We start from the raw sequence: 12699 nt of genomic DNA, 5'->3' as shown, positions 1-12699 counted from the left end.
CGTCCTCACTCGATCACATAGCCGACCGGGCCCTGATAGGCGCGGCCCGCATTGGCCCCGGCCGGAGCCTTGACCACTTCGTTCAGGCGACCCAGCAGGGTCGTACTCAGGTCGCCGGCGACCCTCAGGCCATCCGCCGGCGTCTGCAGGTTCTGGGGCCGGGTGGGATCGACGATATAGGGGGTGATGATGATCACCAGTTCGGTCTCGCCGTTCAGATAGTCGCGCGACCGGAACAGCGAGCCCAGGATCGGCATGCTGGTCATGCCCGGGATCGCGTCGATGGTTTGCTTGGTCGTCTGTTGCAGCAGGCCGGCGATCATCAGGGAGCCGCCCGAGGGCAACTCAACCGTGGTCTCGGCGCGACGCACCGTCAGGCCGGGCACCGTCAGGACACTGCTGCCGGTCGTCACCGAATAGGCCCCCAGACTGCTCAGCTCCGAGACTTCAGTCGACAGCTTCAGGGAAATTCGGCCGCCCGACATCACCACCGGCGTATAGCCCAGGCCGACACCGTAGGGCTTGAACTCGACCGAGATCTTGCCGGTGTTGTCGGCCGAGACCGGCACCGGGAACTCGCCGCCGGCCAGGAACTTGCCACCCTCACCCGAGACAACGGTCAGGTTCGGCTCGGCCAGGGTCCGCACCAGGCCCACCCGCTCAAAGGCCTGGATCATCGCCTTGGCAGAATTGACGTCATCACTGCCGGCCAGGCCGCTGGTGACACTGGCCAGGGGATTGCCCTTGTCCTGATAGATGCCCGAGCCCGGCGTGACCGTATTGACGTTGGTCAGGAAGTTCTGGATCCACAGGTTCTTGGCGTCATTGCCGGCCGTGCCGGCACCGCCGGCCAGGAAGGTCCGAACATCGGATGACAGGGACGCCGCCGAGATGCCGACATCCTTCATCGTATAGGTCACGGCCGCAGAGCCGGTGCCGACCACAGCCGTGGTCTTTCCGGCGATCGAATTGGCATAGGAGCCCAGCCACGAGCTCTGGGCCGAGCTCAGGCTGCTGTCATTGGACAGGAAGCGCTGCAGATAGTTCAGCAGCGACACCCCTGGCTGCGCGCCGGGGACCGTCCCGAACAGGCTGGAGACCAGATTGGTCGGCTGGTTGGTGGTGTTGATATTGTAGCCACCCTTGACCCCGCCCAGCAGGCTGCCGTTCACGCCATAGGTCGGCGACAGGCCGAACGAGAACTGGTCGGTGCCCAGCTGGCCCAGCACGGCATTCAGGTCGACGCCCAGCTGCTTGATCACATTGCGCTGCACCTCGACGATGCGCACCTGCAGCATCACCTGGTCCTTGCCGGCGATGCTGAGCATGTTCAGCACCTTGTCGGGCGAGGCGACGAACTGGGCCGCGATCCGCGAGGCCTTTTCCGAGTCGGCGGCGTTCATGACCATGCCGCTGAGAATGACACTGTCCTTCAGCGGAATGACCTGGACCGTTCCCATCGGCAGGACAGTCTTCAGCGTCGAGGACAGGAGGCTGATGTCCTGGGCGACGCGAATGTTGAGCTGCAGGATCTTGCGACCGGCGGCGTCAAAGAACACCGCATCGGTCGAGCCCGCGGTCAGGCCGAGGACATAGATCCGCCGGGGACTGCGCAGCACGGCATCGGCGACCAGGGGATTGGTGACCAGCATGTCGCGCACGTCGACCGGCAGCTCGATGATCGCTGACTTGCCCAGCGGCAGGTCGAGCACACGGGCCCCGGTGCCGGCGGTCAGGTCGATGCTCAGAACCTGTTCAGCGGGTGGCGGCGAGAGCGACGGCAGGGGCGCGGCGGCGACCGGTGCCGGACGGACCGTGCGAGGCGCAGGTCGATAGGTGTGCGACCCGGCGACGGGCCCGTCGGCGAACACGGGCGTGGTCGAGCTGAGCGCCAGAAGCGCGGCAACTTGGGCAGTGAGAACGCGACGGATCACGGGGGAGCGGCTCATTGGCGCACCGAAATGTTGGTGGTCTGGCCGCCACGGTTGACACGGATGACCGCTTCTTCCTGGGCCTTTTGCTCGACCCGTCCGACGGCACCCGAGGGGCCGCCAAGATCGGTATAGGCGCGCAGGGCCAGGGTCACCGGCCCGGTCGCCTTGGCCCGGGTCAGGGCTTCGGCGTCGGAGGGGCTGACCTCGATCGTCGCAGTCGCCGCCACAATGGACTTGGCGTCCTTCTCGGCGGCGGTGCTCTGGTCGAGGGCCAGGACGCGGACGTTCTGGAGAATGGTCTCGGCGATCACAATCTTGCTGGCGCCGCCTTCGGCACCGGGGGCCACGGTGTCTCGCGTCTGCAGCACATCCACCCGGTCGCCGGGCAGAATGAAACCGCCGACAGCGGTCTCCGAAGTGACCGGCACCGACATGGCCCGCTTGCCGGGGGCCAGCACGACCGACAGATAGCCGCCATCGCCGCCCCGGACGATCTTGCGCGGGGTGATGGGTTCGCCGGTCAGGATCGGGTCGCGCACGATTGCACCCTCGACCGCCTTGGCCGGGTCGACACCCCCGATCATTTCATTGGCAACATTGGTGACGGCAGCCGTGGCCTTGGCCGCCCCGACGGGCGCAGGCTGGGCGGCACCGTTGGTGATGAAAGCTGCGTTGACGGCCTCGGTCGGCCAGGCCTGCCAGGTGACGTCGTCGCCCGTCAGGCGTGCACCGATCGCCAGGTCACGCTTGGCGACCAGTACCTGGGTCATGGGCTTGCCCGCAACCGGAGCGGACACCGCCGACGGTGAGGCGACGGCAGGCTTTCCACCCAGGGCGCGCTGCATCACCACAGCCAGGCCAATGGCCGAAACGGCGGCGACCAGGACGATCAAGAGGCGAACAGGATTCATTGCGCGGTCACAGGCTTTCGCGACGATAAGCGAGGTTTCGCAAGCGGTTGCCCTTCAGGGCGGCGCACGCGATTCGTCAGTCAGCCTTTCTGGCCACCCTCATGGTCGCCCGCGCATGGTTAACACCGGCTAAAGTTTTGCCCTTCCGAGTCGATATGCCCTCTGTGACAGGCTGACGCGGAACCGCCCGGCTCAGCTCATGATCGCCGAGGCCAGGGCCCCTTGAGGGAAGGTTATCAGGGCCCCGGCCGCGATGGCCACGCCATAGGGAATGTCGCCCCCCTGGGCCCCGAGTTTGCGCAGCCAGGACGGGGCTCCGGCCAGGACCGGCTCAAGCCAGCCCGAGCGCAGGGCCAGGATGCCCATGGTCAGGGCTCCACCGGCCAGGCCGGTCGACAGCATGAAGGGAATGGCGGCAGGCCAGCCGATCCAGAGGGCACTGGCCGCAAACAGCTTGGCGTCTCCACCACCGATCCAGCCGGCGGCAAACATCCCCATGCCCAGGACCAGAGCGCCGAGCCCCGTCGCCAGACATAGTCCGATCACCGCAAGGGGCGCGCCACTGACGGCCGCCGCCGGAACAAAGGCTGCGATCAGGGCCAGCGAGATCCAGTTGGGGATCGTGTAGCTGGTCACGTCCTTCAGTGCGGCCACGATGGCCAGGGCGGGAAAGACCAGCAGAAGCGGGATCTGGATTGCTTGCATCACTTAAGCCCTGTTGTGCGCCTCATTTTGGGACGATCAAGTGAAGCAATGGTTTCCCGCTGGGGCCAGACGCGGAAAAGGCCGCAGCGAAACCGCCACGGCCTTCCCGTTTTCGAGGCTGTTTCGGGCCCTTGAGGGCCCTCGCACCTTAGCTGGCCGAGTTGGCCGTGCTGACCGTGGTGCCGACCTTGGTGAAGGTCGCCTTCAGGTTGGTGCCCAGGGTGGTGACGGCGGTCACGATCACAACGGCGATCAGGGCGACGATCAGACCGTATTCGATGGCCGTAGCGCCGGACTCGTCATTCAGAAACGTCTTGATGAAGCTGGTCATTTAAAGTCTCCAGAGTTGAATTTCGTGATTTAGACTTTGCACCAAGAGTGTAAATCAATCGTATTCGTCGAACGACATTCTGCGAAATGCATAGATTGTTTTAAAATGGCCGATAAGACAAGAAAAAGGGCCGGGACATGCTGTCCCGACCCTTCTTTTTTCGAGGCCTGAGGCCAGGATTTAGCTGGCCGAGTTGGCCGTGCTGACCGTGGTGCCGACCTTGGTGAAGGTCGCCTTCAGATTGGTGCCGAGGGTGGTGACGGCGGTCACGATCACAACGGCGATCAGGGCGACGATCAGACCATATTCGATGGCCGTGGCGCCGGATTCGTCGTTCAGGAAGCGGGTGAAGAACTTCGACATGACTTGATCTCCTAAATCATCGTTGGTTGATGTTGAGGTCTTCAAGCCGTGTTGACTTGCTCACCCCCGAAAACACGATCAATTTCGCCCACCTCGCTTAATGGCCAGTAAACAGCAGAATAGTTTTCGGAAATTTCCTCTTGGTTTATTTGTATTTACTATTACTTGTTCTTAACCGTACCCGATCTCGGGCCGAACAAAGCCTTTTGAATCAAGGATTTCAGGCAGGGTCACGTTGTCGCGTCCAGGACTAATTTAGTCTTTTGTTGACCATTCAAAGTCAGTCTCGGCGGCGCTCCGTTATCGAACTGGAACCGCCATGCGTCGCCTGTCGCTCGCCCTTGCCGCCATTTTCGCCCTGTCAGGGGCGACAGCCCAGGCTGAAAGTCTGTCCGTCGCAGCAGGTGACATTGCCCGCATCACCCTGTCCGGTCCTGTGCGCGACGTGGTGGTCGGCGATCCGCTGGTCGCGGACGTCAGTGTCATCAATGAACGTACCCTCCTGATCATGGGAAAGCGCGCCGGTGCCACCACGGTCCTGGCCTTCGACACGGCCGGCCGGCCCCTGGCCGATCGGCAGGTGACGGTGTCAGAGAGCGGGGGCGTCACCGTCTATCGCGGCGCCGCCAACGTCGGCACCTATGCCTGTAGCGCCCAATGCAACCGCGTTACGCCGACGACCGGCGGCGTTCCTTAAGAGTCCGCCGGACGCGCCCGTGCGTGCCTCTCAACACCTGATTAGGAGCGCGGGACCTATAGTGTCTCGACCGCCCGATCCGGCGGAATCGCAATGGACCCCCAGCGTCATGGCGCACCTTGCCCGCCTCAAACGCATCAGACGCCGCGCCGGCCTTCTGGCCCGCTTCGCCCGCGCGCGGCGCGGCGCGGTGACAGTCGAGTTCGCCTTCGTCTCCATTCCTTTCCTGTTGCTGATCTTCGCGATCATTGAACTGGGCCTGGTGTTCCTGGTTTCCCTGACCCTGGAAAACGCCCTGCTCGACGTCGGCCGGACCATCCGCACCGGCGAGCTGCAGACCGCCAACGGCAACGCCGCCGGGTTCAAGACCGCTGTCTGCGCGAAGATGAGCTGGCTGGGTACGGCCTGCAGCGGTGCCCTGAGCCTGGACGTCCGCACCTTCAGCGGCTTTTCCGCCTCGGCCACGGCCCTCAGCGCCACCAAGCCCAATACGACCTGCTGGGATCCAGGTGGACCGAGCTCGATCGTCATGATCCGCGCCTATTACAACTGGCCCCTGATCACACCGTTGCTGCAGACCGGCCTTCAGACCTCGAACGGCAGGCGCATGCTGACGGCAGCCACGGCCTTTGCGAACGAGCCCTATGCCGACACCACGGCACCGACCGTCACATGCCCCACCAACTGACGTCCAAACCCAGACGGAGCCTCAAGGGCTTCTGGCGCGACCGAGGCGGCGTTTCGGCCGTAGAGTTCGCCCTGATCGCGCCGGTGCTGGTGATCCTGTATTGCGGCCTGGCCGAACTGACCCAGGCGATGATGGCCCAGCGCCGTCTCAGCAACATCGCCTCATCGATCGGCGACCTGGTGGCCCAGAGCACCCAGCTGAGCAATGCTCGCCGCGACGACATCTTCACGATCGGCAACACGATCATGGCCCCCTTCCCGACCGCAACCCTGCGGATGTGCCTGGTCAGCGTCTCGTCGGATTCGACCGGCAAGGACACGGTCGACTGGTCTGAGAACAGGAACAGCCATGCCAACTGCCCGGCGGCCGGCACAGTGCTGGCGACCGGTGTGATCCCGACGGGGGTCCTGCCCGCCAGCCAGAACGTGATCATGGCCAAGGCCAGTTATGGCTACAGCTCGCCGATCAAGTTCATCCTGCCCTCGACCCTGAACTTCTATCGCACCTTCTATCTGCGGCCGCGAAAGTCGGACAAGATCCTCCGGGTCACCTGACGGGCTCGGCCCTTAAGCCGGGCCTCAGCCGATCGTCAGGCGCAACCGATCGCTCAGGCCGTGCGGCGAAAGGGTCCGGCCGTTCAGGACCGAGACAGGACGCACGCCGATCAGGCTGTTGGTCAGAAATACCGCCTCCGCCGACAGCAGCCGCTCCGCCCCGGCGGCGACCTCCAGAACCTCGACGCCCGCCGCGCGCGCAGCCGCCAGGACACGGGCGCGGGTGATCCCGGCCAGGACCCCGCAATCGAGAGTCGGAGTCACCAGTCGATCACCTTCGATCCAGAACAGGTTGGCCGCCGCAGCACAGGCCAGATGGCCGGCATTGTTCAGCATCACCGCCTCATCGGCCCCCGCCGACCGGGCCTGAGCGCGCGCCAGCACATTGTCGAGATAGGCCAGGGTCTTGAGCCGCGACGCCGGTGAGCCCTCGTTGCGGCGGGTCTCGGCAATGATCAGGGTCGCCGGGGTTTCGATGGGCGCGGACAGGGCGGCGGTCGCCCTCAGGCGCGGGACGACCTGGGCCGGACGATCCAGGCCTCGCCCCCCGGAACCGGCCGTCACGGTCAGACGCACGCCGGCCCGGCCCGCAGGCGGCGACGCGGCAAGGCACAGGGCCCGCGCCGTCTCGCGATCCAGATCCGGCAGACCCAGAGCCGCGCAGCCGGCCGCCAGACGGTCCAGATGCGCCTCGATCATCGGGATCGCGCCGTCCAAAGCCAGCATGGTCTCGAACAGGCCATCGCCCAGCAGCAGGCCGCGATCGTCCAGCGGGATCATCGAGTCATCTCCGTCAGGGGCTCGGTCAGGGCGCGCTTGAGGGCGGCGATCTTGGTCTCGGTTTCCTGGCGCTCAGCCTGCGGATCACTGTCGGCGACGATCCCCGCCCCCGCCCGCGCCTCGAGCGTCCAGCCCGACCCGTCCTGCTCCAGCCCCACGGTCCTGATCAGCACGCTGGAGTCAAAGCTGCCGTCGAACCCCGCCCAGAACAGAGAGCCACAATAGGGTCCGCGCGGCGGTTCATGGCCAGCGATGACCTTCATGGCCTGGACCTTGGGCGCGCCGGTGATCGAGCCGGGCGGAAAACTGGCCCGCAGCAGGTCGGCCAGGGTCAGGCCCGGCCTGAGCCGCGCGGTCACGGTCGAGACCAGGTGGTGCACATTGACGAAGGTCTCGACCCCGAACAGGTCTGGAACCCGCACGCTGCCCGCCGGGCTGACCCGGGCCAGGTCGTTTCGCATCAGGTCGACGATCATCAGGTTCTCGGCCCGGTCCTTCTCGCTGGCCGACAGCTCGGCGACCATCACCGCATCCTCGGCCGGCGTCGCGCCGCGCCGCCGGGTGCCCTTGATCGGCTTGGTCTCGATCGTGTCATCGGCCCCCGAGACTTTCAGGAACCGTTCGGGCGAGTTGGACACCACGGCCCGGTCCTGCAGCCGCCAATAGGCCGAAAAGGGGGCCGGGCTCTGGCCGCGCAGACGGACGAACAGGTCGAAGGGGTCAACGCCATCCGCCAGACGGCCGGTCCAGGCGCGGGCGATGTTGGCCTGGAAGATCTCGCCGCCATGGATGCGCGCCACCACATCGGCGACGGCGCGCTCATAGGCGTTCCCGTCCGTGGCGGTCAGGGCCGGGCAGAGCGGCCCTGCCATGGGTGGCCGCGCCTCGGCAGGCTGGTCAAGCCAGGCCAGGGCCTGCCAGGCAGCGTCCGTCGCCAGGGCGTCTGTCTCGCCCCGCCCGACGGCCACGACCTGTCGCTGATGATGGTCGAAGGCGAGGAGCGCGCCATAGCGGGCGGCGGTCAGGTCCGGCCAGGCGGTGCGGGCCAGACCCAGGGCCTCGACCCGGTCCCCCAACTCATAGGTTCCCAGACCCACCACTCCGCCCTGAAACGGCGGCCCCTTTGGGTCCGTCGGCCGGCGTGGCCCGATCAGGGCCGTGAGGGCCTCGAAGGGATCGCGCGGATCAGCGGGTTCAAGACTCAGGACAGCGTCCGGAGCGCGCAGCAGATAGGACCACCGAGCCGTGCCGCCCGACAGCAGGGCGCAGGCGAAGGGCTCGTCCCGGAAGGGCTGCAGGGCCTCGGCCGGCTCGCACCAGGGGGCGGAATGGAAAGCGACGCAGCGCATGACGGGGGATCTAGCAGATGCTCCCCCTTTGGGGGAGCTGTCGCAGAGCGACTGAGGGGGCCATCTCGGCATCGACCGCGCTGCCCCCTCCGACCCTCCGGGCCACCTCCCCCGGAGGGAGAGGATCTAGACCTAAGCCTCGCGGTTACCGCCCTTGACGAAGAACAGCCCCAGCGCCCCGAGCGCCAGCAGGCCGACGATCGGCACGAAGCCCGCCACCTGGCTCTGGAAAATCCGGGTTGCGAGGGCCACCAGCAGCGAGCCCAGCCACACCGTCGCCGTGCCCGAAAGGGCGAACAGCCCAAAGAAGGCGGCGATACGGTCGGGCGGCGCCAGACGGACCAGCAGGGTGCGGCTCGAAGCGTACTGGGCGGTGACGAACACCGCGATCAGCAGGCCCAGACCCAGATACAGAACCTCGGGCAGGGTGCGGAACAGCGGCCCGTTCCACAGCGGCGCATGGGCGGCGGGGTCATAGCTCCAGAAGTACAGGATCCTGTCGCGGCCCATGCCCAAGGCACCGATCAGCACGATCAGGCAGCCGAAGATCTCCAGCTGCACCGCGCGGCGCGGCCCCAGGGTCCTGTCCAGCCAGGGGGCCAGGAAGCCGCCCAGCACGCCGAAGATCGACAGCGAAATGCCATAGGCCAGCATCTCCAGCTCGCCCCAGCCCATCAGACCGGCGGCGAACAGGCCACTGAACACCAGCAGGGCCGTCATGCCGTCGCAGTACAGCATCCGCGTTCCCAGGAACGTCGCGACGTCGCGATGGCCCTTGAGGTTGCTGAGCGTGTCGATCAGCAGCCGCGCGCCGTGGCGCAGGCTGGCCGCCATCGACAGGCCGGTGCGCGGCGCATCGCGCGTCCACAGCAGGAACGGGATCGCGCCCAGCAGCATCACCCCGGCCGCCATCGGTCCCGACAGGCGGGCCGGCTCGTGGTTGGAGGTCGGCAGGCCAAACAGCGGCGCAGCCGGCACGCCCGGCCAGTCCACAGCGCCGGGCAGGACGAAGGCCCACATCATGAAGATCAGCAGGCTCACCGACAGGCCGTTGGCCATGGCATAGCCCAGCCCCGAGACCAGCGGCTCCTGACCCGGCTCGGCGGCCCGTGACAGCAGCGAATTGTTGAGCACGTCGCCCCAGTTATAGGACACGCCCAGGACGATCAGGACGAGGCCGACCACGGCCACCGACGGCCCATCGTTCGGCTGGGCCAGCCACAGCAGCATCAGCAGCGGTAGCATGATGGCCAGAATGCCGATCAGGAGCGGCTTGCGCGGGCCATAGCGCTCGATCGAGGCGCCCAGCAGGGGGGCTGTGAGCGCCGTCAGCAAACCAAAGGCGGTGGCGATGTCGGCCATGGTCGCCTGACCCTTGACCGGATCCCCGACCAGGACCCGCGAGAAATAGGGGGCGAAGATGTAGATGGTGATCAGGACGACATAGGCGTCGCGAGAGCCCTGATGGAGGATCCAGCTGAGCGCACCCTTCGACAGGCCCGCCGGCTTGTCGCGCGCCGGCGCGTTGGTGACGTCACTCATGCCCTACCCCGTCTGAGCGCCGTCTGACGCGGTCGCTTCAGGACAGCGTGGCGGTTAAACAGGCGTTTGTCACGAACCCGTTTAGAGCAGGATGTGGGCCCGCACGGCCTCACGGCTCGCCGCATCCAGGCCGATCACCTGGTCCAGATAGCCGTCCAGCGAGCCGTTCTGGTCCTTGATCACCGCGAAGGCGGCGGCCAGGTAGTCGGCGTGAACGCCCATGGCCGCGCGCATCGCCGCTTCGGACGGCATGCGGCCTGTCACCTCATGGATGGCGGCCATGAACTTGGGCCCGCGCCGCTCGAAGCGGCTGTCGTCATTGGTCAGCAGATAGTCGTCGATGACGTCGTCGTCCGACACCCCGGCAATGTGATGGGTCAGGGCCGCCAGAACGCCGGTGCGGTCCTTGCCCGCCGCGCAGTGGATCAGCACCGGTCCGCGTCCCTGGGCCAGGGCCTGGAAGTAGCGGGTGAACAGGTCGATGTGCCGCTCCTTGAACGGCAGCCGGCGATAGTACTCGACCATATAGTCGTGGATCGACTGCACACTCAGGTCGGAGCTGTGCAGGAAGGTGTGCCAGGGATCATCGGGTGAGCCCTGGTCGTTCTCGATGACCTCGGCCGCAAACCCGGCCCAGCGCCGCGAGGGCGCGCGTTCCCGTTCATTGGGCCGGCGCAGATCGACCAGGGTCGCGATCCCGAGCCCTGCCAGGGCCGCAAGATCCTCGTCCGTGGCCTCGGCCTGATGGGCGGCGCGGAACAGAACCCCCCGCTTCAGACGGCCCGCGCCGGCGGCGTAGTCACCATAGTCGCGGAGGTTTTCAATGCCTTGCAGCGGGATCAGACGGGTCATGTCAGGGGTGTTAGCGCGCCAGGGTGACGTTGGCGAGACTCTGGACGCCCCGCGCCACGCCTGAGTAGATGGTCCCATGACCAATCCTTACCGCTTCAAGAGCTTCGACGGCGTCGAGATCGCCTGGCGCACCCTGGGCGAGGGTCGGCCCACCCTGATGCTGCATGGCTTCCTGGCCAATGCCGAGTTCAACTGGTTTGCGCCCGGCATCGCCGCCGCCGTGGCCGCCACGGGCCGTCAGGTCATTGCGCCGGACCTGCGCGGGCATGGCCACTCCGCCGCGCCCGTCGCGCCGGCGGCATGGCCTGCCGACGTCCTGGCCGCCGACCAGGAGGCGCTGATCGCCCATCTGGGTCTGACCGATTACGATCTCGTCGGCTATTCGCTGGGCGCGCGGACGGCGGTGCGGATGCTGAACCGCGGTGCCCGGCCGGCGAAACTGGTGCTCGGCGGCATGGGCGACAGCGGCCTGATGGCGGCCGGCGCACGCGCGGCGATGTTCGAGGACTCGATCCGCCACGGCGAGGCCGCCAAAGACCCGCGCGCAGGCCGGCGGGTTAAGGCGATGATGGCGGCCAGCGGCCTGATCCCCGAGGCGATGCTGGGCGTGCTGGCCTCGTTTGTAGCGACCTCCGAGGCGCAGCTGCGCGCCCTTGACCTGCCGACCCTGGTGATCGCCGGCGTCTCAGACGACGACAATGGCTCGGCCGAGGGTCTTGCGGCGATGATGGGCAACGCGCGGGCGGTGCGCGTGGCCGGGGATCATCTCAGCGCGGTGATGGAGCCGGACCTGGCGGCGCAGATCGCGCGCTTTCTGGCGGCCTGAAACGGGCTACCGCCTCAGCCACGGTGCCAGCCGGTCCTGCACCGGCTGGTCGACATAGGTGTGGAACAGCCAGGCCCCGCCATAGGCCAGGGGGAAGCCGGCCAGCCACATCAGCCACTGCCAGCCGATACCGATCGGCACGGTGTCGATCAGCTTGTGTACGGCGCTCCAGTAGATCACCCCGACGAAGATGTGGGTGATGAACAGGGCAAAGGACAGCTTGGCCCCCTCTTCGATCCAGGCCCGGGGGCGCTTTACCGGCAGGCGGCCGGCACCGAGGATGATGCAGCCTATGGCCAGCAGGCTGGGCAGGTCGAACCACAGCACGTCGGGCAGGGCATAGCGGTCGAACAGCTGCCAGGCGATCAGAACCGCCGCGCCGCCATAGAGCAGAACGCGCGCCGCCGCCTCCGAGGGCCAGTCCATCTCCACAGCCCGGGCCAGGCAGACCCCCAGGATGAACAGGGGCAGGGCCCGGACGACCCCGAACTGAAACTGCAGGTCGGCCAGGGCGTGGTCGAAGCCGAAGCGGGCGATGATTTCAAAGACAATGATCACGGCCAGGCCCGCCAGGGGCAGCACGACCGCATGTCGCACCCGGTCCGCTGCCCGCCACAGGAACGGGAAGATCGCATAGCAGACGATCAGGGCCGACAGGGACCAGCTGGGCAGGTTCCAGCCATCGCTGGGCACACCCCAGGCATGGACCAGCAGGGCCTGGACCGGCAGCTGGTCCCAGGCGAAACGCGAGGGCTTGTGGGCGTCCGTGCCGATGGCGTTGAGCACCAGCACCAGGGCCGCCATGGCCGCCAGCACCATCAGATGTCCCGGCCAGACCCGGGCGGCGCGCCGCACCCAGAACCGGCCCGGCGAGATCTGGCCCGACAGGGTCGAGGCGCCATAAGCCCGGCCCAGCACATAGCCCGAGAGGATCAGGAAGAAGTCGGTGGCCAGAAAGCCGCGCGAGAAGACCTGGTGAAACCGCTCGATCCGCAGCGGACTCTCGGCCCCGTAGTGATAGAGCACGATCAGCAGCGAGGCGAGAAACCGCAGGAAGTCCAGGGCCCCGCCCCGCACGGCCCGGCGCGCGCGCGCCATGACCGGGGTCGCGACCGGAGGGGCTTCAGGCGCCGACGAGGACGCGTCAGGGGGCAAATCAGAGCGGGT

General features: G+C 66.8%; 14 protein-coding genes. 4 read left to right on the top strand and 10 right to left on the bottom strand.

Annotated elements, in window-relative coordinates; all coding sequences use genetic code 11:
- Positions 1-5: 5 nt before the first annotated feature.
- The 5 genes from ACW17U_RS02155 to ACW17U_RS02135 form a co-directional block, all read right to left on the bottom strand.
- The gene (locus tag ACW17U_RS02155) at positions 6-1949 is read right to left on the bottom strand and encodes a type II and III secretion system protein family protein (RefSeq protein WP_492054661.1); all 1944 of its coding nucleotides are present in this window, start codon (positions 1947-1949) and stop codon (positions 6-8) included.
- The gene (gene cpaB, locus ACW17U_RS02150; protein ID WP_492054660.1) at positions 1946-2845 is read right to left on the bottom strand and encodes a Flp pilus assembly protein CpaB; all 900 of its coding nucleotides are present in this window, start codon (positions 2843-2845) and stop codon (positions 1946-1948) included. Before cpaB ends, ACW17U_RS02155 begins: the two co-directional genes overlap by 4 nt.
- Before the next feature lie 192 nt (positions 2846-3037).
- Entirely contained in the window at positions 3038-3550 is a 513-nt protein-coding gene (locus ACW17U_RS02145; protein ID WP_492054659.1) for an A24 family peptidase, read from the bottom strand.
- Positions 3551-3698: 148 nt separating this feature from the next.
- Entirely contained in the window at positions 3699-3881 is a 183-nt protein-coding gene (locus ACW17U_RS02140; RefSeq protein WP_492054658.1) for a Flp family type IVb pilin, read from the bottom strand.
- A 180-nt stretch (positions 3882-4061) separates the two neighbouring features.
- Positions 4062-4244 carry a Flp family type IVb pilin gene (locus ACW17U_RS02135; RefSeq protein WP_062148948.1) on the bottom strand — a complete coding sequence of 61 codons (183 nt, stop codon included), beginning with the start codon at positions 4242-4244 and terminating at the stop codon, positions 4062-4064.
- 319 nt (positions 4245-4563) lie between these two features.
- Between ACW17U_RS02135 and ACW17U_RS02130 the strand changes: the two genes are divergently transcribed.
- From ACW17U_RS02130 to ACW17U_RS02120, 3 genes are all read left to right on the top strand, one after another.
- Complete coding sequence (locus ACW17U_RS02130) at positions 4564-4941, top strand: pilus assembly protein N-terminal domain-containing protein (protein WP_492054657.1); 378 nt, start codon at positions 4564-4566, stop codon at positions 4939-4941.
- 109 nt (positions 4942-5050) lie between these two features.
- A complete protein-coding gene (locus ACW17U_RS02125) occupies positions 5051-5629 on the top strand; it encodes a TadE/TadG family type IV pilus assembly protein (protein ID WP_492054656.1) in 579 nt (192 codons plus the stop codon).
- Positions 5614-6183 carry a TadE/TadG family type IV pilus assembly protein gene (locus tag ACW17U_RS02120; RefSeq protein WP_492054655.1) on the top strand — a complete coding sequence of 190 codons (570 nt, stop codon included), beginning with the start codon at positions 5614-5616 and terminating at the stop codon, positions 6181-6183. The genes ACW17U_RS02125 and ACW17U_RS02120 overlap by 16 nt, the downstream gene beginning before the upstream one ends.
- A gap of 24 nt (positions 6184-6207) precedes the next feature.
- On the opposite strand, the gene ACW17U_RS02115 is transcribed toward ACW17U_RS02120, so the two are convergent.
- The 4 genes from ACW17U_RS02115 to ACW17U_RS02100 form a co-directional block, all read right to left on the bottom strand.
- Positions 6208-6963, bottom strand: coding sequence for an aminotransferase class IV (locus ACW17U_RS02115; protein ID WP_492054654.1), 756 nt, complete (start codon positions 6961-6963; stop codon positions 6208-6210).
- Positions 6960-8384 carry an aminodeoxychorismate synthase, component I gene (gene pabB, locus ACW17U_RS02110; protein ID WP_492054653.1) on the bottom strand — a complete coding sequence of 475 codons (1425 nt, stop codon included), beginning with the start codon at positions 8382-8384 and terminating at the stop codon, positions 6960-6962. Before pabB ends, ACW17U_RS02115 begins: the two co-directional genes overlap by 4 nt.
- A gap of 60 nt (positions 8385-8444) precedes the next feature.
- Positions 8445-9854 (bottom strand): MFS transporter, encoded by a 1410-nt coding sequence (locus ACW17U_RS02105; protein WP_492054652.1) that lies wholly within the window; start codon positions 9852-9854, stop codon positions 8445-8447.
- Positions 9855-9935: 81 nt separating this feature from the next.
- Positions 9936-10706, bottom strand: a complete 771-nt coding sequence (locus ACW17U_RS02100) for a tyrosine-protein phosphatase (RefSeq protein WP_492054651.1) — start codon at positions 10704-10706, stop codon at positions 9936-9938.
- Between the two features lie 76 nt (positions 10707-10782).
- Between ACW17U_RS02100 and ACW17U_RS02095 the strand changes: the two genes are divergently transcribed.
- Positions 10783-11532, top strand: coding sequence for an alpha/beta fold hydrolase (locus ACW17U_RS02095; RefSeq protein WP_492054650.1), 750 nt, complete (start codon positions 10783-10785; stop codon positions 11530-11532).
- Positions 11533-11538: 6 nt separating this feature from the next.
- On the opposite strand, the gene ACW17U_RS02090 is transcribed toward ACW17U_RS02095, so the two are convergent.
- On the bottom strand, positions 11539-12630 hold the full coding sequence (locus ACW17U_RS02090; protein WP_492054649.1) for an acyltransferase family protein: 1092 nt from the start codon (positions 12628-12630) through the stop codon (positions 11539-11541).
- Between the last annotated feature and the right edge of the window lie 69 nt (positions 12631-12699).

The organism is Caulobacter sp. AVps16 (assembly GCF_058681455.1).
Note: the sequence above shows the minus strand (reverse complement) of the source record. Positions and strands in the feature narration are given on the sequence as shown.